At 73.1% G+C, this 22655-nt stretch carries 12 protein-coding genes and 1 tRNA gene; 11 read left to right on the top strand and 2 right to left on the bottom strand.

What is annotated here, in order from left to right:
• Nucleotides 1-212 precede the first annotated feature (212 nt).
• From ACFY3C_RS40395 to ACFY3C_RS40355, 9 genes are all read left to right on the top strand, one after another.
• Nucleotides 213-818: a small secreted protein gene (locus ACFY3C_RS40395; protein WP_386579470.1), complete on the top strand. Its 606-nt coding sequence runs from the start codon at nt 213-215 to the stop codon at nt 816-818.
• 53 nt (nt 819-871) lie between these two features.
• Nucleotides 872-2401 carry a methyltransferase gene (locus ACFY3C_RS40390; protein WP_390774386.1) on the top strand — a complete coding sequence of 510 codons (1530 nt, stop codon included), beginning with the start codon at nt 872-874 and terminating at the stop codon, nt 2399-2401.
• A 289-nt stretch (nt 2402-2690) separates the two neighbouring features.
• On the top strand, nt 2691-2888 hold the full coding sequence (locus tag ACFY3C_RS40385) for a hypothetical protein (RefSeq protein WP_386579473.1): 198 nt from the start codon (nt 2691-2693) through the stop codon (nt 2886-2888).
• 257 nt (nt 2889-3145) lie between these two features.
• Nucleotides 3146-5983 (top strand): type I DNA topoisomerase, encoded by a 2838-nt coding sequence (topA, locus tag ACFY3C_RS40380; protein WP_390774385.1) that lies wholly within the window; start codon nt 3146-3148, stop codon nt 5981-5983.
• Nucleotides 5984-6118: 135 nt separating this feature from the next.
• Nucleotides 6119-9439, top strand: coding sequence for a dTMP kinase (gene tmk / locus ACFY3C_RS40375; RefSeq protein ID WP_390774384.1), 3321 nt, complete (start codon nt 6119-6121; stop codon nt 9437-9439).
• A gap of 125 nt (nt 9440-9564) precedes the next feature.
• Nucleotides 9565-10770 (top strand): DNA polymerase III subunit delta', encoded by a 1206-nt coding sequence (locus tag ACFY3C_RS40370; protein ID WP_390774383.1) that lies wholly within the window; start codon nt 9565-9567, stop codon nt 10768-10770.
• A gap of 96 nt (nt 10771-10866) precedes the next feature.
• Entirely contained in the window at nt 10867-12486 is a 1620-nt protein-coding gene (locus ACFY3C_RS40365; protein WP_390774382.1) for an alpha/beta hydrolase, read from the top strand.
• A gap of 108 nt (nt 12487-12594) precedes the next feature.
• A tRNA-Thr gene (locus tag ACFY3C_RS40360) sits at nt 12595-12671 on the top strand.
• Between the two features lie 114 nt (nt 12672-12785).
• Nucleotides 12786-15932, top strand: coding sequence for an ATP-binding protein (locus ACFY3C_RS40355; protein WP_390774381.1), 3147 nt, complete (start codon nt 12786-12788; stop codon nt 15930-15932).
• A gap of 7 nt (nt 15933-15939) precedes the next feature.
• On the opposite strand, the gene ACFY3C_RS40350 is transcribed toward ACFY3C_RS40355, so the two are convergent.
• Nucleotides 15940-16734, bottom strand: a complete 795-nt coding sequence (locus ACFY3C_RS40350; protein WP_386579483.1) for an ABC transporter permease — start codon at nt 16732-16734, stop codon at nt 15940-15942.
• The gene (locus ACFY3C_RS40345; RefSeq protein WP_390774380.1) at nt 16731-17717 is read right to left on the bottom strand and encodes an ATP-binding cassette domain-containing protein; all 987 of its coding nucleotides are present in this window, start codon (nt 17715-17717) and stop codon (nt 16731-16733) included. Before ACFY3C_RS40345 ends, ACFY3C_RS40350 begins: the two co-directional genes overlap by 4 nt.
• A gap of 401 nt (nt 17718-18118) precedes the next feature.
• Here ACFY3C_RS40345 and ACFY3C_RS40340 point away from each other — a divergent pair, with 401 nt between their 5' ends.
• Nucleotides 18119-19012 (top strand): glycosyltransferase family 2 protein, encoded by an 894-nt coding sequence (locus tag ACFY3C_RS40340; RefSeq protein ID WP_390774379.1) that lies wholly within the window; start codon nt 18119-18121, stop codon nt 19010-19012.
• 438 nt (nt 19013-19450) lie between these two features.
• Nucleotides 19451-22651, top strand: a complete 3201-nt coding sequence (locus ACFY3C_RS40335; RefSeq protein WP_390774378.1) for a BTAD domain-containing putative transcriptional regulator — start codon at nt 19451-19453, stop codon at nt 22649-22651.
• Nucleotides 22652-22655: the final 4 nt, after the last annotated feature.

Here is a 22655-nt window from a genome sequence, read left to right as displayed (position 1 = left end):
CCGTCCGAACCGGGCCTGCACAACGGGCGGGCGGGTGGCGCGTGCTGACGCGCCGCCCGCCCGCCTTCGTGTGTGGGCTCGCCCACGTCGTGAGCCTTCTCTCCCATGGCGTAAAGAGTCACAAAAGCTGACTAATGGGGCGTTCGGCATGTGGAGGACGTCGGTCCGCGTGTAGATTCCGGGGGCCGAGAGCCATGGAAGGGACCAATCCGGTGAACAAGAAGCTCGCGGCCGCACTGTCCAGCGGTGCGGTACTGGTAGTGGCGTTGTCGGGATGCAGCAGCAACAAGGACAGCGGACCCGACCCCAAGCTGGTGGCCTGGGCCAAGACGGTGTGCGACGCGGTGCCCGCGCAGGACGCGAAGATCAGGGCGGCGAACGCGTCGATAGCCAAGATCGCCACGGACAGCAACCTGCCGCCGAAGACGGCCAAGGCGACGTACTCGCAGGCCTTCCAGGACATGGCCGACGGCTACAAGGCGCTCGCCGCGGCCATCAACAGCGCCGGAGCGCCCCCCGGCGTCGACGGCGGCGCCAAGCGGCAGCAGGACGCCGCCAAGAACCTGAGCGGTCTGTCCTCCTCGTACGCCGACCTGAAGAAGCAGGTCGACGATCTCGACACCAAGGATCAGGGCAAGTTCGCCCAGGGGCTGCACGAGGTCGCCGACCAGACGAAGCAGATCGGCAAGCAGAGCAACAGCGGCACGGAGGCGCTGAAGCGGCTGGAGCAGGGCGACGTCCAGGCGGCCATCGCCAAGCAGCCCAGCTGCCAGGTCGCCGCGTCGGCGTCGGCGTCGGCTCCGGCGACGACCGGCTGACATCGGCCCACGGCCCGTGCTGAGGCGGCCCCCGGCCGCCCGCGCGGGCCACAATGGGGGGCGTGACTGACTCCGGCCTCGCCCCCCTGCCCGCCACCGACCGGCCCGAGGTAGCCGCGCGCCTGCGCGACGCCCTGCTCGCCGCCTCCTTCACCGCCGACGGGCTGCTCGATCTGCTCGGCGCCCCCGCCTACGCGGCGCTGGCCCGCAGCGAGACCGTGCCCGCCCTGCGGGCCACCCGCGGCGACACGCCGCTGGAGACGCTCGTACGGCTCTTCCTGCTCCAGCAACCGGCGCCCCACGCGCGCGTGGCGGCCGTTCTGCCGGTCGAGGAGGCCCTGGAGGGCGGGTGGCTCCTGCGCGTGGGCGGCGACGAGGTGGCCGCGACCGTGGACGTACGGCCCTACGGCGGTCCCGGCGGCGAGGACTGGTTCATCGTGTCCGACCTGGGCTGTGCGGTCGGCGGCGCGGGCGGCATCGGCCGGCGCGACGAGGCCGTCGTCCTCGGTGTCGGCGGTGCCTCCATGACCCTCGCCGGCATCACCGTCCGCACGCCCGTCGCCTCCGCGCTCGACCTCGGCACCGGCTCCGGCATCCAGGCGCTGCACGCCTCCCAGCACGCCACGCGCGTGACGGCCACCGACGTCAACCCGCGCGCGCTGCACATCACCGCGCTCACGCTCGCGCTCTCCGGCGCGCCCGCCGCCGACCTGCGCGAGGGCTCGCTGTTCGAGCCGGTTCGCAACGACGAGACGTTCGATCTGATCGTGTCCAACCCGCCGTTCGTGATCTCGCCGGGTGCCCGACTGACGTACCGCGACGGCGGGATGGGCGGGGACGATCTGTGCCGCTCGCTCGTTCAGCAGGCGGGGGAACGGCTGAACGAGGGCGGGTTCGCGCAGTTCCTCGCCAACTGGCAGCACGTCGCGGGGGAGGACTGGCAGGACAGACTCAGGTCATGGGTGCCGCGCGGGTGCGATGCCTGGATCGTGCAGCGCGAGGTGCAGGACATCACGCAGTACGCCGAGCTGTGGCTCAGGGACGCCGGCGACCACCGCGGCGACCCCGCGGAGTACCAGGCGCGGTACGACGCCTGGCTCGACGAGTTCGAGGCGCGCAAGGTCAAGGCGATCGGCTTCGGCTGGATCACCCTGCGCAGGACCGGGGCCGCCGAGCCCTCGGTCACCGTGGAGGAATGGCCGCACCCGGTCGAACAGCCGCTCGGGGAGGCGATCCGGGCGCACTTCGACCGCCTCGACTTCCTCCGGGAGTACGACGACGCGGCCCTGCTCGAAGGTCACTTCAGGCTGGTCGCCGAAGTGGTCCAGGAGCAGGTCGGGCTGCCCGGCGCCGAGGACCCGGAGCACGTGGTGCTGCGCCAGCACCGCGGGATGCGCCGCGCCACGAAGGTGGACACGATCGGCGCGGGCTTCGCGGGCGTGTGCGACGGCACGCTGAGCGCCGGCCGCATCCTGGACGCCATCGCCCAGCTCGTCGGCGAGGACTCGGTGCTGCTGCGCGACCGCACGCCCGCGCAGATCCGGCTGCTGGTGGAGCAGGGCTTCCTGGAACCGGTGGTGTGAGGCGGGGCGGGGTACGGCGGCCGGGCCGAAAAATGCCGTAGCCCGGCTACCCGAGCCGTCGTACTCGCGTCCGGATCGGGGTCGTATGCCGGTGGCACGGGCGGGGGCGCGCCGGTGCCGGTAAAACGGCCGGAAAATTACGGGTGCCTGGCCGGGCCGACCTCGTTCGAGTGTGTGTTCGACGTCACGTCGGCCTTCCGTTCACCCCGATGTCGCCCGCCCGTCTCCCGCGCGTGGCACCCTCCCCGCGCTGGGTAGGGGTGGACGGCACGAAAGGGGCGGGCGGGTCATGGAGAGCGGGCCGGCGATCTTCGCGGGAGTGGTGTTCGCCCTGTTCGGGGGCGCTCTGCTGGTGTGGACCGGGACTCGGGTGCGGCGTGGTGAACCAGTCGCCCAGGGTGTGAGTCAGGTCGCATCGGCCACCCTCGCCGGCGCCGCCGGAGTCATCGCGCTGGGCCTCGCCGCGTACTGCCTCACCCGCCTCTGACGTCGGTGACCGTACTGTCGTACGAGTAATGGGAGCGTCACGCTCCGGACAGGGGACCAGACGTCACCGGACACTCCGGGCGGCAGGAATGCCGGTAGTCGGGTTACCGTTCGAGTGGCCGTTGTGGGCTTTTCCCGTTTGACACGGGGGCGGGATGTAGCGTCACACTCCGCAGCGTCACACGAGCCAGAAGCACGCCGCGACCCCGGGACCAAGGCCTGGGGAGGCCACAGCGTCGACCGGAGAGAAGAGCGAAGTTGTCCCCGACCAGCGAGACCGCACAGGGCGGCCGCCGACTCGTCATCGTCGAGTCGCCTGCCAAGGCGAAGACGATCAAGGGCTACCTCGGCCCCGGCTACGTAGTCGAAGCGAGCGTCGGGCACATCCGTGACCTCCCCAACGGCGCCGCGGAGGTGCCCGAGAAGTACACCGGCGAGGTCCGCCGCCTCGGGGTGGACGTCGAGCACGACTTCGAGCCGATCTATGTCGTCAACGCCGACAAGAAGGCCCAGGTCAAGAAGCTCAAGGACCTGCTGAAGGACTCCGACGAGCTCTTCCTCGCCACCGATGAGGACCGCGAGGGCGAGGCCATCGCGTGGCACCTCATGGAGGTCCTGAAGCCCAAGGTCCCGGTCAAGCGCATGGTGTTCCACGAGATCACCAAGGACGCGATCCGCGAGGCCGTCGCCAACCCGCGCGACCTCAACCAGCGCATGGTCGACGCCCAGGAGACCCGCCGCATCCTCGACCGCCTCTACGGCTACGAGGTCTCGCCGGTCCTGTGGAAGAAGGTCATGCCGCGTCTGTCGGCCGGCCGTGTCCAGTCGGTCGCGACCCGGCTCGTGGTGGAGCGCGAACGCGAGCGCATCGCGTTCCGTTCGGCCGAGTACTGGGACCTGACGGGCACCTTCGCGACCGGCCGCGCGGGGGATCCGTCGGACCCGTCGTCGCTGCTCGCCCGCTTGCAGACCGTCGACGGCAGGCGCGTCGCGCAGGGCCGCGACTTCGACTCCCTGGGACAGCTCAAGAGCGCGAACACCCTCCACCTCGACGAGGCGAACGCCCGCGCCCTCGCCGCCGCCCTGGAGAACACCCGTTTCTCCGTGCGCTCGGTCGAGTCCAAGCCGTACCGCCGCTCGCCGTACGCCCCGTTCCGTACGACGACGCTGCAGCAGGAGGCCAGCCGCAAGCTCGGCTTCGGCGCGAAGGCCACGATGCAGGTCGCGCAGAAGCTGTACGAGAACGGCTACATCACGTACATGCGTACGGACTCCACGACGCTGAGCGACACCGCGGTCTCGGCCGCCCGCGCCCAGGTCACGCAGCTGTACGGCGCCGACTACCTGCCCCCGCAGCCGCGCACCTACGCCGCCAAGGTCAAGAACGCCCAGGAGGCGCACGAGGCGATCCGCCCCTCGGGTGATCGTTTCCGCACCCCGGCGGAGACCGGCCTGACCGGCGACCAGTTCAAGCTCTATGAGCTGATCTGGAAGCGGACCGTCGCCTCCCAGATGAAGGACGCGACCGGGAACAGCGTGACCGTGAAGATCGGCGGCACCGCCGCCGACGGCCGGGACGTCGAGTTCAGCGCCTCCGGCAAGACGATCACCTTCCACGGCTTCCTGAAGGCCTACGTCGAGGGCGCCGACGACCCGAACGCCGAGCTGGACGACCGCGAGCGCCGCCTGCCGCAGGTCGCCGAGGGCGACGGGCTGTCCGCCGAGGAGATCACGGTCGACGGCCACGCCACCAAGGCCCCGGCCCGCTACACCGAGGCCTCCCTGGTCAAGGAGCTGGAAGAGCGCGAGATCGGCCGCCCGTCGACGTACGCGTCGATCATCGGCACGATCCTCGACCGCGGCTACGTGTTCAAGAAGGGCACGGCCCTGGTGCCGTCCTTCCTGTCCTTCGCCGTGGTCAACCTCCTGGAGAAGCACTTCGGGCGGCTCGTCGACTACGACTTCACCGCCAAGATGGAGGACGACCTCGACCGCATCGCCCGCGGCGAGGCCCAGGCCGTGCCGTGGCTGAAGCGCTTCTACTTCGGCGAGGAGACCGGCGTCGGCGTCGGCGGCGCCGCCGACGCCGGCAACGGCGACGGGGACCACCTCGGCGGCCTCAAGGAGCTGGTGACCGACCTGGGCGCGATCGACGCGCGCGAGGTCTCCTCGTTCCCGGTGGGCAACGACATCGTGCTGCGCGTCGGCCGCTACGGCCCGTACATCGAGCGCGGCGAGAAGGACACCGAGCAGCACCAGCGTGCCGACATCCCGGACGACCTGGCGCCGGACGAGCTGAGCGTCGAGCTGGCCGAGGAACTGCTGGCCAAGCCGAGCGGCGACTTCGAGCTGGGCGCCCACCCGGAGACCGGCAACATGATCGTCGCCAAGGACGGCCGCTACGGCCCGTACGTCACCGAGATCCTTCCCGAGGGCACCCCGAAGACGGGCAAGAACGCGGTCAAGCCGCGCACCGCCTCCCTCTTCAAGTCCATGGCGCCGGACACGGTGACCCTTGAAGAGGCGCTGATGCTGATGTCGCTGCCGCGCATCGTCGGCACCGACGCCGACGGCGTGGAGATCACCGCGCAGAACGGCCGCTACGGCCCGTACCTGAAGAAGGGCACGGACTCGCGCTCGCTGCAGTCCGAGGACCAGATCTTCGCGATCACGCTGGAGGAGGCGCAGGCGATCTACGCCCAGCCGAAGCAGCGGGGCCGCGCGGCCGCCAAGCCGCCACTGAAGGAGCTGGGCGAGGACCCGGTCTCGGGCAAGCCGGTCGTGGTCAAGGACGGCCGCTTCGGTCCGTACGTCACCGACGGCGAGACCAACGCGACCCTGCGCTCCGGCGACAGTGTGGAAACGATCACCCCGGAGCGCGGCTTCGAGCTGCTCGCCGAGAAGCGGGCGAAGGGGCCCGCCAAGAAGACGGCGAAGAAGGCCACGGCCAAGAAGGCCGCTCCGGCGAAGAAGACCGCCGCCAAGAAGACGGCGGCGAAGAAGACGACCGCGGCCGCGAAGAAGACGACGGCCAAGAAGACGACGGCCAAGAAGGCGACGGCTTCGAAGGCGACCGCCTCCGGCGCGGAGGACTGACGCTGCGTCGGAGCGGCGCCCGGTGCGCCGTTCCGGCTTCGCGAAACGAACGCCCCGGCATCACTTTGGTGTCGGGGCGCGCGCATGCCCGGACGGCCTGGGTGTGCTGTCGGTGGCTGCCGATAGGCTGAACGCATGACGCGAGCCGAGCAGCCAACGGCCCCCACCACCGAACCGGACGACGCACTCGTCGCGGACTCCCGCGAGCGCGCCGTCCGCTCCCTGCTGCGCCGACCGGAGCTTCGGCGCCTGTGGAGTGCACAGCTCGTGAGCGGTGTCGGCGACACCCTCGCGCTGCTGGTGCTGGTCCTTCTCGTCCTCCAGGCGGCCATCGTCGAGGGCTCCTTCGGCGGCGGCTACCGAGGCGTGGCGTTCGCAGTGGCGACCGTCTTCGCGGCGCGCATCCTCGCCGCGCTGCTCTTCGGCGCGGTACTGCTCGGCCCGCTGACCACGCTCACCTCCCAGGACGGCCCGCTCGACCGCCGCTGGACGATGGCCGGCGCCGACGGCGTGCGGGCCGCGCTGCTGATCGTCGCCCCCCTGTGGATCGACTGGACCCCGGACAACGCACTCGCGGTCCTGCTGGTCACCGCCTTCGTCACCGGCGTCGCCGAGCGGCTGTGGACGGTGTGCCGGGAGAGCGCGGCCCCCGCCCTGCTGCCCGCCCCGCCCCCGGAGGGGGCGACGGTACGGCCGCTGCCGGACCACCTGGACGCGCTGCGCCGCCTCGCGCTGCGCACCAGCTTCCTGGCCGTCCCGCTGGCCGCCGCCGCCCTGGTCGTCGCCGCCCTGCTGAACAACCTGCTCGGCACCGTGGTGGCGTGGTTCGATCAGCACCAGGCGGCCCTCGGGTCGTACGTGGCGGCGGGACTGTTCGCCGCGTCCCTGTCCGTGGTCGCCTTCCTGGAGCTGCCGGACACGCGCACCCCGCGCCCGCGCTCCCCGCTGGAGGGCCTGCGCCGTCCGCGCACCGGCACGGGCGTCGACAAGGGCCGTACGGGCGCCATCCCGCTGCTCGTCCCGGCCTGCGCCGCCGTGGCCGGAGCCATCGCCGCCGCGGTCGCGGTGTGCGTGCTGCACGCCAAGGACCTGGGCGGCGGCCCGGTCCTGTACGGCCTGCTGGTGCTGGGCCTGACCGGCGGTGTCGCCGTCGGCATCCGGACGGCGCCCTCGGTGCTGCCCTCGCTCTCGCGCCGCCGGCTCCTGGCCCTCGCGATCGCCTTCACCGGCATCGCCCTGCTGGCCGCCGGGCTCGTCCCGGACGTCACCACCGTGCTGCTGATCGTCACGCTGGCCGGTGTCGCCGCGGGCGTGGCCGCGAACACCGGGCACGCGCTGCTCGACCAGGAGACCGAGGAGTACCGCAGGGCCCGCACCACCGAGCACCTGCACGCGGTCGTACGGGTCTTCATAGCGCTCGGCGCCCTGATCGCACCCCTGGTAGCGGCGCTGATCGGCCCGCACCGGCTGGAGAACGGCAGGTTCGTCTTCGCACACGGCGGTGCCGCCTTCACGCTGATGCTGGTCGGCGCGCTGCTGCTGCCGGTGGCCGCGCTGGTGCTCGCCAAGGTCGACGACCGCTCCGGCGTCCCGCTGCGCCAGGACCTGAAGGACGCGCTGCTCGGCGGCGACGACCCCGTCCAGGCTCCGGCGGCGAACGGCTTCTTCATCGCCCTGGAGGGCGGCGACGGCGCCGGCAAGTCCACCCAGGCCGAGGCGCTCGCGGAGTGGATCCGCGCCAAGGGCCACGAGGTCGTCCTCACCCGCGAGCCGGGCGCCACCCCCGTGGGCAAGCGGCTGCGCTCGATCCTGCTGGACGTGTCCTCGGCGGGCCTGTCGCACCGCGCGGAGGCGCTGCTGTATGCCGCCGACCGGGCCGAGCACGTCGACACCGTCGTACGGCCAGCCCTGGAGCGCGGCGCCGTCGTCATCTCGGACCGGTACATCGACTCGTCCGTGGCCTACCAGGGCGCGGGCCGCGACCTGTCCCCGACCGAGATCGCCCGCATCAACCGCTGGGCGACCGACGGGCTCGTCCCGCACCTCACCGTCCTGCTGGACGTCGCGCCGGAGGCCGCCCGCGAGCGGTTCACCGAGGCGCCCGACCGGCTGGAGTCGGAGCCCGCCGAGTTCCACGCGCGCGTGCGGGCCGGATTTCTCACCCTCGCCGCCTCCGACCCGGGCCGCTACCTGGTCGTGGACGCCGCGCAGGAGCCCGAGGCCGTCACCACCGTGATCCGGCACCGGCTCGACACCGTGCTGCCGCTTTCCGAGGCCGAGATCAAGGCCCAGGAGGAGGCGCGGAAGAAGGCCGAGGAGGAGGCGCGCCGCAAGGCCGAGGAAGAGGCCGCGCGCAAGGCCGAGGAGGAGCGCCTGGAGCGCGAGCGCGAGGAGCAGCTCGCCAAGCTGCGCGCCGAAGAGGAGGAACGCAAGCGCCGCGAGCTGGAGGAGGCGCAGCGCCGCGAGGCCGAACGGCAGGCGGAGGAGGCCCGGCAGCGGGCCGAGGAGGCACGGCGCCGGGCGGAGGAGGAGCGACAGCGGCTCCTCGCCGAGGAGAAGGCCCGCGCCGAGGAGGAGGCCCGCCGCAGGGCCGAGGAGGAGCGGCGCCGCAAGCAGGCCGAGGAGGAGGCCCGGCTGCGCGCCGAGGAAGAGGCCCGGCAGGCCCGGCTGCGTGCCGAGGAGGAAGCGCGCCGCCTGGAGAAGCAGCGCAAGGCCGAGGAGGCCCTGCTGCGCGCGGAGGAGGCCCGCCGTCAGGCGGCCGAGGCCGCGGCTGCGGCCGACGTGGCGGCCCGCAAGCCCGGCACCCCGCAGCCGACGGTGCCGGGCATGACCCCGGACGCGGCGACCGTGCCGACGCCGGTGGTCTCGCCGGGCGCGGACGAGACGACGGTGCTGCGGCCGGTGCGCGAGGAGCGGGCCGAAGAAGCCCGGAAGGGCGGGGCCGACGCCGAGGTGACGGCCGAGCTGCCGCAGCCGCCGGTTGCGTCTTCGGCCGCCGACGAGACCGCGGTGCTGCCACCGGTGCCTGCGGGTGCGGCGGACGAGACGGCCGTGCTGCCGCCCGTGTCCGCGGACAGGAAGGCCGCAGCGCCGCCCGCCTCCGCAGACGAGACGGCCGTACTCCCGCCGGTGCCCCCTGGCGCAGCGGACGAGACCGCCGTGCTGCCGCCCGTGCGGGGCGACGCCCCGGCGGACCGGATGCCGCCCGGCTTCTTCCGGGACGAGCGGCCGGGCGCGGGCCCCGACGGCTCCGAGGACCGTACGCGCGAGATGCCGCAGGTCGACGCCGACGGCACACCGCGCCGCCGACCGCGCCCGGACTGGGCCGAGGAGACCCCGCTGGACGACCTGCCGTCCCTGGCTGACGAGCTGCTGGGGTCGTACGACGAGCAGGAGTACGGGGAGCCGGGCGAGGACCAGCCCCGCCGGGGCCGGGGTCGCGGCCGCCGCGGCTGAGCGAGGACATCGGGCGGCGCCCGTCGGAGCGTTCAGGCGCACCGACGGGCGCCGCCGTCGTTGTCAGTGCGCACCCGCACAATGGATGACGGAACGCGGAGTGTGACGGAAGGGCGGCGTGACCCATGACGGTGTGGGACGACCTCGTCGGGCAGGAGAAGGTGAGCGCGGTGCTCGACGCCGCCGCCCGGGACGCCGACGCCCTGGTCACGGCCGCGGCGGCGGACCAGCCGCCGCCGGAGGCGTCGAAGATGACCCACGCCTGGCTGTTCACGGGCCCGCCCGGAGCGGGCCGGAACCAGACGGCGCGGGCCTTCGCGGCGGCCCTGCAGTGCGTGAGCCCCGACCGCGCCCTCGGCGGCTCACCCGGCTGCGGTTTCTGCGACGGCTGCCACACCGCGCTGCTCGGCACCCACGCGGACGTCACCACCATCGCCGCCGTGGGCTCGGAGATCCTGGTGAGGGACATGCGGGACACGGTCCGCAAGTCGTTCACCTCCCCCGCGAACGGCCGCTGGCAGATCATCCTGGTCGAGGACGCCGAGCGGCTGAACGAGAAGTCGGCCAACGCCGTCCTCAAGGCCGTCGAGGAGCCCGCCCCGCGGACGGTCTGGCTGCTGTGCGCCCCCTCGATCGAAGACGTCCTGCCCACGATCCGCTCCCGCTGCCGCCACCTGACCCTGCGGACGCCCTCGGTCGACGCGGTCGCCGACATGCTCGTCCGCCGTGACGGCATCGAACCCCAGGTCGCCGCGGCCGCCGCCCGCGCCACCCAGGGCCATGTCGACCGGGCCCGCCGGCTGGCCACCGACCCGGCGGCCCGTGAGCGCCGCGCCGCCGTGCTCAGGCTCCCGCTGCGGCTGGACGAGGTGGGCGCCTGTCTCAAGGCGGCCCAGGAGCTGGTCGACGCGGCCGCCGAGGACGCCAAGCAGCTCGCCGAGGAGATGGACGGCAAGGAGACCGAGGAGCTGAAGGCGGCGCTCGGCGCGGCCCAGGGCGGCCGGCTGCCGCGCGGTACGGCGGGCGTGATGAAGGACCTCGAGGACATGCAGAAGCGCCGTAGAACCCGCACCCAGCGCGACAGCCTGGACGTGGCTCTCGGCGACCTCACCGGCTTCTACCGCGACGTCCTCGCCCTCCAGCTCGGCTCACGGGTCGCCATCGCCAACGGCGACACCGAGGACGCCCTGGACCGGCTGGCCCGCGGCAGCAGCCCGGAAGCCACGCTGCGCCGCATCGAGGCGATCGCCGCCTGCCGCGAGGCCCTGGACCGCAACGTGGCTCCGCTGCTGGCGGTGGAGGCGATGACGATGGCCCTGCGGGCGGGGTGAGCCGGGCGTACGGTGGTTGACGGACCGCGTCCCCCGTACGAGGCCACAGTCCGAACGCACCGCACCCACCCTGTTGCTCAGCGTTACGCTCGTCCGATGCACACCTGGCCCTCCCCCCGCCGGAAGTACGCCACCCGGACCCGAAACCGGACCCGCCGGGGGACCGCGCGCGTCTCGGGCAGCCTCCTCGCGGCCGCCGCGCTGCTCGTGTCCGCCTGTTCCGTCGGCGGCTCGACCACGTCGTCCGGCGGTGCGGCTGAGGTGGCGCTGGCCGCGCTGCCGCGGTCCACCCCGGCGGCGCTGTCGTCGTACTACACCCAGCACCTGCAGTGGCGCAGCTGCGGTGCCGCCGGCTTCCAGTGCGCCACGATGGTGGCGCCGCTGGACTATGCCAAGCCCGGCTCGGGTGACATCCGGCTCGCCGTCGCCCGCAAGAAGGCCACCGGCAAGGACCGGCCGCTCGGCTCGCTGCTGGTCAACCCGGGCGGCCCGGGCGGCTCCGCGATCGACTACCTCCAGCAGTACGCGGGCATCGGCTACCCCGCCGAGATCCGCGCCCGCTACGACATGGTCGCGATGGACCCGCGGGGCGTCGCCCGCAGCGAGCCCGTCGAATGCCTCGACGGGCGCCGGATGGACGCCTACACGCAGACGGACAACACGCCCGACGACCAGCGGGAGAGGAACGCGCTGGTCAGCGAGTACCGGACGTTCGCCGACAGCTGCGGGGCGCACTCGGCGAAGCTGCTGCGGCACGTGTCCACCATTGAGGCGGCGCGGGACATGGACATCCTGCGGGCGGTGCTCGGCGACCCCAGGCTGAACTACGTGGGGGCGTCGTACGGCACCTTCCTCGGGGCGACGTACGCCGGGCTGTTCCCGGACCGGGTGGGCCGTCTGGTGCTGGACGGGGCGATGGACCCCTCCCTGGACGCCCGGAAGCTCAACCTGGACCAGACGGCCGGCTTCGAGACGGCGTTCCAGGCGTTCGCCAAGGACTGCGTACGCCGGCCCGACTGCCCGCTCGGCGGCAGCGGCACGACACCCGCCAAGGTCGGCGACCATCTTCAGGCCTTCTTCCGCAAGCTGGACGCCCACCCCATCCCGGCGGACGACGTGCACCACCGCACGCTCGGCGAGCCGCTGGCCACCACCGGGGTGATCGCGGCGATGTACGACGAGGGAACCTGGGAGCAGCTGCGCGACGCGCTGACCTCGGCGATGCAGAAGAACGACGGCGCCGGCCTGCTCGCCCTCTCCGACAGCTACTACGAACGCGACGCGAACGGCCACTACAGCAACCTGATGATGGCCAACGCCGCCGTGAACTGCCTCGACCTGCCACCCGCCTTCACCGGCCCCGAGCAGGTGGAGAAGGCCGCCCCGCAGTTCGAGAAGGCGTCCCCGGTCTTCGGCGAGAGCCTGGCCTGGGCCTCCCTGAACTGCGCGTACTGGCCGGTGCGGGCGACGGGCGAGCCGCACCGCGTCGAGGCGAAGGGCGCGGCCCCCATCGTCGTGGTCGGCACCACCCGCGACCCGGCCACCCCCTACCCCTGGGCCCAGTCCCTCGCCCACCAGCTCTCCTCGGGCCGCCTGCTGACCTACGTCGGCGATGGCCACACCGCCTACGGCCGCGGCAGCTCCTGCATCGACTCGGCGATCGACACCTACCTCCTCCACGGGACGCCTCCGGCGACGGGAAAGCGCTGCTCATAGACCTGATCGCCGGGTCGGTCGGGGGTGCTCCGGGGGTTGGTACGGAGCACCCCCGGAAACTGTGTAGACTTACCGACGTTGCTGATCGCACCATAGTGCGGACGGCGTGCCGCCTTAGCTCAGATGGCCAGAGCAACGCACTCGTAATGCGTAGGTCTCGGGTTCGAATCCCGAAGGCGGCTCCATTGGAACCCCAGGTCAGATGCTTCTGGCTTGGGGTTTTTCTGTTGCGGTGGCGTGGGCTGTGAGGGCGGCGGAATCGGGAGTGTGTTCGGCGTCCCGCTGGCTAGTCTTCAGGCGTGACGACCGAGTTGACCCTGCTGCCCCGAGTCTCCTGTCGCGGACAGGAGATCACGGCGCCTCGGCTGCGTGGACTGGTGGCGTTGCTCGCCGACGAGCTGCGTACCGGGTGCAGTACGGGGCGGCTGGTCGAGGGGCTGTGGGCGGAGGAGCTGCCCGAGCGGCCGGGCAAGGCGGTGCAGGTACTGGTGTCGCGGCTCCGGGCACAGTTCGGTGCCGAGCTGATCGTGAGCACACCGACCGGGTACCGGCTCGCGCTGGACGAGGCGCAGGTCGACAGCTCGGCGCTGCTGTCGTACGAGGCCGCGAGCGCCGAGTGCACGCGGGCGGGGGACCACGAGGGCGCCCTGGCGCGGGCCGAGCAGGGGTTGGCGCTGTGGGACGGCAGCCTGGGCGCCGGGGCGGACGAGGAACGGCACGATCCGGTGACGGCGCTGCGTGCCGACCGGGTCCGGGCGTTCCGTGCGCTGGTCCGGTACCGGGCGCTTGCGCTGGCCCGGCTGGGGCGCAGGGCGGAGGCCGCGGCGCCGCTGGCCGAACTGGTCCGCGAACTGCCGCGCGACGAGGAGGTGCTGGCGGAGCTGCTGCGCTGCGAGGCGGCCACGGCGGGCCGGGCCGCGGCGCTGACCCGGTACGACGCCTACCGGCGCGGGCTGCGCGACGAGCTGGGCACGGATCCGGGGCCCCGGCTCAGGTCCGTGTACCAGGAGTTGCTGCGCGCGGACACCCCACCCGTCCGCCACGGCGTGCCGCATGAGCCGAACCCCCTGCTGGGGCGGGAGGCCGACGTCGCCGCCGTCGCCGGGCTGCTGCGCGACGCGCGGGTGGTCACCGTCGTGGGCCCCGGTGGGCTGGGCAAGACGCGGCTCTCGTACGCGGTGAGCCGGGCGGCCGCGCAGCCCTTGGTGCACTTCGTCGCCCTGGCCGGTGTCACCGCCGACGAGGACGTGGCCGACGAGGTGGCCTCGGCGGTCGGCACCGGGGACGTCCGGCAGTTCGCCGGCGGCGGGGACACGGTGAGCGGCATCGTCGCCGCGCTGGGGCCCGGCCCCGCCCTGCTGGTGCTGGACAACTGCGAGCACGTACTCGCCGGTGCGGCCGGTCTCGTCCAGGCGCTGGTGTCGCGGTCGAAGGAGCTGCGGGTGCTGGCGACCAGCCGGGCGCCGCTGGGGCTGACCTCGGAGTCCGTGTACGCGCTGCCCGAGTTGTCCCCGGCGACCTCCGTGGAACTGTTCGTGCAACGGGCGCGGGCGGCCCGGCCCGGCGTCGAGCTGCCCGCCGACCCCGTGGCCGAGATCTGCCGCCACCTGGACGGGCTGCCGCTGGCCGTGGAACTCGCCGCGGCCCGGGTGCGGGTGCTCTCCGTGGCCGACATCGCGCGCCGCCTGCAGGACCGTTTCGCGCTGCTGCGCGGCGGTGCCCGGGACGCACCCGAACGGCATCGCACGCTGCGGGCCGTGGTCGAGTGGAGCTGGAACCTGCTGGAGAGCGACGGCCGGGCCGCGCTGCGCGCGCTGTCGATCTTCCCTGGGGGCTTCACCGTGGACGCGGCGGAGTACGTGCTCGGTGAGAGCGGGGGCGCGCTGGATCTGCTGGAGCAGCTGGCCGGGCAGTCCCTGATCAAGGTGGGTGACAGCCCTTCCGGGGTGCGCTTTCACATGCTGGAGACGCTGCGGGAGTTCAGCGCGGCCCGGCGGGAGGAGGCGGGCGAGGGGGAGGCGGTGACCGGCCGGTTCCTTTGCTGGGCCCGGGACTTCGGCCGGGCGCACCACGACGAGCTGTTCGGCGCCGAGGCGCTGGCCGCCTTCGGCCGCGTCCGTGCCGAGCAGGACAACCTCGTCCTGGCGCTGCGGCACGCCCTGGCCCGCGCCGACGCGCCGGCCGTCGCCGCGGTCACCGCCGCACTGGCCTGCGCGTGGTCCGCCGGCAACAACTACGCCCGGCTCACCGGCCTCGCCGCCGAGACCGGCGGGCCGCTGTCCCATTTCCGCCCGGGGCCGGAGGATCCCGAGGACCTGGAGGCGGCCCGAAGCGCGGCGGTGGTGTGCGCGGCCGGCCTCTTCATGGGCCACGGCCCGCACGCCGTGCGCCAGCTCGTCACCTTGCGCCGCCTGCCGCCCGCCCGGCCGGACACCGTGCCGCGGGCACTGGCCGTCGTGCTGGGTGCCGTCCCGGACATACACCCGCCTCAGTTCGCGCGGCTCCAGGAACTGTGCGACGCCGACGAGCCCATGCTGGCGGGCATCGCGGCGGGCGTCGCCAGCTACGTGTGGGAATCCACGTACGAGACGGAGCGCGCGCTCGACTGCGCCCGCCGGATGCTCACCGCGGTGGAGCCGCTCGGCAATCCGTTCATGATGCTGCTCAGTCACGGTCGGATCAGCGAGTTGTGCCTCAAGACGGAGCGGGGCGCGGAGGCGTACGACCATCTGCGGGCCGCGGAGGCGCTCGGTGAGGTGGGGGACTGGTCCGACGCGATCGGCGTCCGCTACGGGCTGGTGTCCGCCTGTCTGCAGCGCGGGGAGGTCGACGAGGCGGAGTACTGGCTGGGCCTCGCCGCCCCGGACCGGCAGCCGGAGCACGCCCAGGCCTTGACTCCCGAAGGGCTGCAGGCCCGGGCGGAGATCGCACTGGCCCGGGGACTGACCGAGGTCGGCCTCGGCCTGTGGCGACAGGCCGCGCAGGGGCTGCGGGAGAGCAGCCTGCTGGTGGCCGGTGATCCCTTCCTGGATTCGTGGGTGCTTCAGGTGCAGGCGGCCGCGCTCGCGGCGCACGCGCAGCACGGCCGGCTGGAGCCGGTGACCCACCTGGCCGAGCACCTGCGGGTACGGCTGCTCGGGATGCTGTCCGGCTCCCCCGGGGCCGGGGACCTGCCGGAACTGCCGGTGTACGGCACGGTGCTGCTGGCGCTCGGCTTCACCGGGCTGGCCCGTGGCGACACGGCGGCGGTACGGCTGATGGCGCTGGCGGAGCGGATGCCGGTGATGCGGGACCTGCCCACCCTGTCCTCGGCGCGGTCCCGGCATGCGGCAGAGAACGCCGACAGGGCGGCCTACGCCGAGGCGAGATCGGCGTACACCACCCTGGGCCAGGAGGAGTTGCGGGCTGCGGCACTGCGCGAACTCACCGCTGCGGCTCGCGAGTGACGCGAACTCAACTCCGCGGCTCGCGGTTGAACTGCGCCCTGGACCACAGGTAGCCCAGCACGGTCAGCGCCAGACACCAGCCGACCGCCAGCACCGCGTTCTTCGTGCCGATCTCGCTGCCCAGCAGCAGCCCGCGCAGGGTCTCGATGGCCGGCGAGAAGGGCTGGTACTCGGCGAACCAGCGGAACCCGCCCGGCATGGCGTCCACCGGCACGAACGCGCTGGACAGCAGCGGCAGCATCGTCAGCGGCATGCCGAGGTTGCTGGCCCCCTCGGCGTTCGGGCTCACCAGGCCGATGCCGACCGCGATCCAGGTCAGGGCGAGGCTGACCAGGGCCATCAGGCCGGCCGCCGCGAGCCACTCCAGCGGCGTGGCGTCGGGCCGGAAGCCCATGGCCACCCCGATGCCGAGGATCAGCGCCAGGGCCAGCATCGTCTGGATCACGGTGCCGATCACGTGGCCGGTCAGCACCGAGGCGCGGGAGATCGCCATGGTGCGGAACCGGGCGATGATGCCCTCGGTCATGTCGGTGGCCACGGACACGGCGGTGCCGAGCGAGGTCATGCCCACGGTCATCAGGAGGATGCCGGGGACGATGTAGGCGATGTACTCGGAGCGGTCCGCGTGGCCGCCGGCCATGCCCGCGCTCATCACGTCGCCGAAGACATAGACGAAGAGCAGCAACAGCATGATCGGGGTGAGCAGCAGGTTCAGGGTGAGCGACGGGTAGCGCCGGGCGTGCAGGAGGTTGCGGCGCAGCATCGTGAGGTTGTCGCGGAAGGCGTGGGCGGGGGCGCTCATCGGGCGGTCTCCTTGTCGGCGGTGCTGGCGGCGGTGGCGGGGGCGGGGTCGGAAGTGCCGGTCAGCGCGAAGAACACGTCGTCCAGGTCCGGGGTGTGCACGGACAGTTCGTCCGCCTCGATGTCGGCGGCGTCGAGCCAGTCGAGGATGGCGCGCAGTTCGCGCTGGCTGCCGTCGCTGGGGATCTGCAGGGCGAGGGACTCGTCGTCCCGGGAGGCCTCGCGCAACGCGGTCGCGGCCCGTTCGTACGCGGCCGGGTCGGTGAAGCGCAGCCGGACGTGTCCGCCGGGGACGAGCCGCTTGAGTTCCTCGGCGCTGCCCTCGGCGACGATCCTGCCGCCGTTGAGCACCGCGATGCGGTCGGCGAGTTCGTCGGCCTCGTCCAGGTACTGGGTGGTGAGGAAGACGGTGACGCCGTCGGAGACCAACTCGCGGATGATCTGCCACATGGTGTGGCGGGAGCGTGGGTCGAGGCCGGTGGTCGGCTCGTCGAGGAAGATGATCCGCGGGTTGCCGACCAGGGTCATCGCGATGTCGAGGCGGCGCTTCATGCCGCCGGAGTAGGTGGAGGCGGGCTTCTTCGCGGCCTCGGTGAGGTCGAATCGTTCCAGCAGTTCGGCGGTGACCTGCCGTCCCTCACGCTTGGAGAGGTGGTGCAGGTCGGCCATCAGGAGCATGTTCTCCTCACCGGTGATCAGGCCGTCCACGGCGGAGAACTGGCCGGTGACCCCGATCGCGGCCCGTACCGTCTGGGCCTGGGCGGTGAGGTCGTGCCCGGCGATCCGCGCCTGACCGCCGTCGGCGGAGATCAGGGTGGAGAGGATCTTGACGGCGGTGGTCTTGCCCGCGCCGTTCGGGCCGAGCAGCGAGAAGATCGTGCCGGCCGGCACCTGGATGTCGATGCCGTCCAGGACGGTCTTGTCGCCGTAGGACTTGCGCAACCCGGTGGCTGCGATGGCGAGTTCGTGGTCTGTCGTCGTCATGCCGCAGAGCTTGCGGCCGAGGCGGTTCAGCGCGGTTTCAGCGCGGTTTCAACCGCGCCGGGAGACCCCCTACCGGGCAGCCGGGCCCGTGCTCCGGCGCACGATGAGTTCCAGCAGGGGTGCGGCTTCGCGGATGTCGTCGCAGCCCACGACGCTGACGTCCTCGGCACCACACGGCCGTCGGGAGTTGTCGAGAGTGCGGAGTCGTGGCGAGCCGGGGGAGGGAGTCGCCGCTGAAGTTCCCGCGGCGCATGGAAAGGTGCACACAAAACCGGAGCAAAGGGGCTGCAAAGTGAATCGGCGTCAGGTGAACCGGCGCACCTGAGGCAACATCTTGGTGAACGGCGAGCACCCCGCGGTCAGGACGCCGGTGCCGCCGTCGGCCGGATGGGGTGAGGGACGTGGTGGAGCCGAGGATCGCCGTCGCCGTGGTGACCATGGGCAACCGGCCCGCCGAAGTCGACGCCCTGCTGGAGTCCGTGGCCAAACAGGACGTCGCGCCCGCCCGCATCGTGATCGTCGGCAACGGCTGCCGGCTGCCCGAGTTCGCCGAGCGGCTGTCCCTGCCGGGCGAGGTCACCACCATCGACGTCGAGGAGAACCTCGGCTGCCCGGGCGGCCGCAACGTCGCCCTGGCCCGGCTGCGGGAGTACGGCGACGTCGACGCCGTGGTGGAACTGGACGACGACGGACTGCTCGTCGACCCCGACGTGCTGCGCCGGGTGCGCGAGCTGTACGCGGCCGACCCGCGCCTCGGCGTCATCGGATTCCGCATCGCCGACGAGCGCGGCGAGACGCAGCAGCGGCACGTGCCCCGGGTGGGCAAGTCCGATCCCCTGCGCGGTGGTTACGTCACCGGCTTCCTCGGCGGCGGGCACGCCCTCCGCATGGCGATGCTGGCCGAGACCGGTGACTGGCCCGCCGAGTTCTTCTTCGCGCACGAGGAGACCGACCTCGCCTGGCGGGCCGCCGACGCCGGCTGGAAGATCCTCTACGCCCCCGAGCTGCTGCTGCAGCACCCCAAGACCTCGCCGGCCCGGCACGCCATCTACTACCGCGTCAACGCCCGCAACCGGGTCTGGCTCGTCCGGCGCCGGCTGCCGCTGCCGCTCATCCCGGTGCACCTGGGGGCGTGGCTGCTGCTCACCCTCGCCCGCATCCGCTCCCCGGCCGGGCTGCGGGCCTGGTTCGGCGGGTTCGCGGAGGGGTTGCGGGAGTCGCCCGGCGAGCGGCGGCCGATGCGCTGGCGGACGGTGTGGCGGCTCACCCGGCTCGGGCGCCCGCCCGTCATCTGAGCGAAGGGCGGCGAGGGGCAGCGAAGGCGCGAAGGCCCGAAGGGCGGGAAAGGGACGGGACAGGGCCCCGGTCGTTCACCTCCGACGACCGGGGGCCCTTGCGTCCCCGGATCAGGCCTGCGGCGACACTCCCCCGAGTTACGCGACTTGCCGCGCGCGCCGTCGGGCCGGATCCGATGAAAGGATCACATCAGGGCTCACCAACGGATCGCTAACATGTGGCCAACGGTTCGTCCGCAGGTCGCGGTTCGGCTGGCCGGAAGTAGTCGGGCGGCAGGGCTGTTAGGCAGGAACCCTAACGGATTCCGGCCCCCGTCAACAGGTGGTGGCTGGCGGGAAATCGTTGTGAATGGGGCGGATTTCCGCCAGGGACCGGCGGGCGCACGCCCGCCGCGCAGCACGGTCGGACGGGGCCGCGCGGGAAGGCAGTGGAGCGGGATGCGGCGGTGCGAGCTGCGGTTCGGACTGCTGGGACCGCCCGTCCTGTACGACCGGCAGCCGTACGAGATTTCGTACGGCGCTTCTGGCGGCGTCCCCGGCACCTCAGGCACCCCCGGTACTTCCGACACTTCCGACACCTCCTGCACCCCCGACACTCCCGACAGCCTCGTCCGTGCCATCGGCAGCCCCAAGGTCCGCGCCCTGCTCGCCGCGTTGCTGCTGGAGGCCGGCCGGGTCGTCTCGGTCGAGTCGCTGAAGGACGCCCTGTGGGGCGGGGCACCCCCCGTCTCCGCGCAGGCCTCGCTGCACAACCACGTCACCCGGCTGCGCCGGCTCCTGGACGACCCCGAGCGGCTCAGGGCCGTGGCGCCCGGCTATCTGCTGCGTGTGGACGAGGGCGAGTTGGACGTGCACGTCTTCGACGCCCGGGTCGCCGAAGCGCGCGCCGCGCACGCCCGGCGGGACTGGGCGGGTGTCGTGCGCCCCTGCACGGCCGCGCTCGCGCTCTGGCGCGGCACCCCGCTCAGCGGACTTCCCGCCGACTTCGGCGGCTACGCCCTCGTACAGCGTCTGGAGGAGGCGCGGCTGCTCCTGCTGGAGTGGCGGTACGACGCCGAACTCGCGCTCGGCGGAGCCCGGTTGGCCGAACTCGTCCCCGAGCTGGCGGCCCTGGTCGCCGAGCATCCGCTGCGCGAGGCTTACCACCGCCAGCTGATGCTCGCCCTGCACCGCACCGGTCGCCAGGCCGAGGCCCTGGCCGTCCACCGCGACCTGCGCGCCCGCCTGGTGGAGGAACTCGGCATCGAACCGGGCCCATCGGTCCGCGAGGCCCATGTGGAGGTCCTGCGGGGCGCCCCGGCATTGGAGGCCGGGGGAGCCGCTCCCAGGGTCCCTGCCCAGCGCACGTACGGCACGCACGTCCCCGCAGCCGCCGACGGCGAGCACCCCCCACAGGGGCCACCCGCACCCGACAACGAAAGTGGCACGGGCGGTTCGGGTGGGAACCCAAACCCGGCCGAAGGCCGGGTACCCCACCACGCACCCGCACCGGCTCAACTACCGGCACCCCCCGCAAACTTCACCGGCCGAGCAGCAGAAGTAAACGCGCTGCACGACACCCTCGCCAACCGGCGGAGCCAGGTCGCCGTGATCAGCGGCATGGCCGGCGTGGGCAAGAGCGCCCTCGCCCTGCACGTGGCCCATGAACTGAGGGAACGTTTCCCCGATGGTCAGCTGTACGTGAACCTGCACGGCGCGACCCCCGGCATGGCCCCGCTCACCTCGTCCCAGGCGCTCACCGCCCTGCTCCGCGACCTCGGCGCCGATCCCCGCAACATCCCCGAACATCCGGACGCCGCAGCCGCGTTGCTCCGCTCCCTGCTCGCCCCGGCCCGCATCCTGCTGGTGCTGGACGACGCGGCGAGCGCGGCCCAGGTGCGGTCCCTGCTGCCGGCCGGGCCCGGCTGCGCCGTGATCATCACCAGCCGCTCCCCGCTGACCGCCCTGGACGGCGCCCGGCGCTTCCCGCTCTCCCCGCTGACCGGCGAGGACAGCGCGGCACTGCTGCGCGCGGTGAGCGGACGCGAGGGGCTCGACGCGAGCCACGCCCTGGTCGAGCTGACCGGCAGGCTGCCGCTCGCGCTGCGGGTCGTCGCCGCCCGGCTGGCCGCCCGCCGGGCCCTCACCCCGGACGTGCTGGCCGGTCAACTGGCCGCCACGGAAGGCCGCCTGCACCACCTGGAGTACGACGACCTGAGCGTCCGCCGGTCCCTGGCCGTCGCCCATGACGCGCTCGCCGCCGCCGAACGCGAGGCCGACCGGGACGCAGCGCTCGCCCTGCGCCGCATCGGCGCGCTCGATCTGCCCACCTACAGCGCCCCGCTGGTCGCCCGCCTCACCGGCACCGACGCGCGCCGCGCCGAGGCCGCCCTGGACCGGCTGGTCGACGTGGCCCTGCTGGAGGAGACGGAGTACGGCCGCTACGCCCCGCACGCCCTGGTCCGTGACTTCGCCCGCGAACTGGCAGGCCAGAGCACCGAGACGGCCTCCGGCGCCGATCCGGACCTGACCGCCCTGCGCTGGTACGCGACCGCCGCCGAGCGCGCCCTCGTCGCGATCGTGGAGCCCGGTCTCGACCAGGACGACCGTCTGCGGCCCACCTCCGCCCAGCCGCCGGAGCACGCGGCGGACGTGGCGACCCTGGGCACCTTCGAGTCCGCCGAGCGGGCGTTCGCCTGGGGCGACGTGGAGCTGGAGAACATCGTGGCGCTGGTGGAGCGCAACGCCGGCTCGGGCGACGACTGCCGGGACGCCCATCTCTCCACGCTGGTCCGGCTGTTCTTCCCCTATGTGCAGCGCAGCGGCCGGGTCGCCGAGATGGAGGTGCTGGGGCGGGCCGCGCTCGGTGCGGCGCGGCGGCTCGGGGACGCGGCGGCCGAGGCGTACGCCCTGGGCGACCTCGCGGGCCTGCACTTCCTGACCGGCCGGCAGAACGTCGCCCTCGCCCTCACCGACCAAGCCCTCGTGATCTGGCGGCGGCTCGGCAGGGTCTCCTGGATCCGGCGCTGTCTGAACAACCGCGGGCTGCTGCTGGAGGGGCTCGGCCGGTTCGAGGAGTCCGGCGAGGCGCTGCGGCAGAGCCTCGCCCACTCCCGGCAGCTGAACGACCCCTACGGCGAGGCCGTCACCCGCAGCCACCTCGGCAACCTCTACGAGCACACCGACCCGCGGGCCGCCATCGAGCAGCACCGGCGCTCGCTGGCGATCGGGGACGAGATCGGCGCGGTCATCGTGCAGCACTCCGCGCACTGCAACATCGGCTACGCCCACCTCACCCTCGGCGAACCGGCCGCTGCCGCCGGGCACTTCCAGGAGAGCCTGCGCATCCTCGGCGGACACGGCGACTGGCACGGCGAGTCGCAGACCCGGCTCGGCCTGGTCCGCGCGCTGCGCCGGCTGGGCGAGGCCGAGCGGGCCGCCGAGGAGTGCACCGAACTGCTGCGCCGGGCCGACGCCCGCGCCGACCGCTACATCGGCGGCCTCGCCCGTCACCAGCACGGGCTGCTGCTGAGCGAGCAGGGACGGCGGCCGGAGGCGCATGACGCCTGGCGCGCGGCCCTCGTGGCCCTCGACGGCACCGACGAGCAGGCGGTGCTGGAGGAGCTGCGCGAGCTGCTGGCCGAGGCCTCGGCCCCGTGAGGGG

The sequence above is a fragment of the Streptomyces sp. NPDC001410 genome, assembly GCF_042895235.1.
Taxonomy (GTDB): Bacteria; Actinomycetota; Actinomycetes; order Streptomycetales; family Streptomycetaceae; genus Streptomyces.
This window is presented reverse-complemented; position numbering and strand designations above follow the sequence as displayed.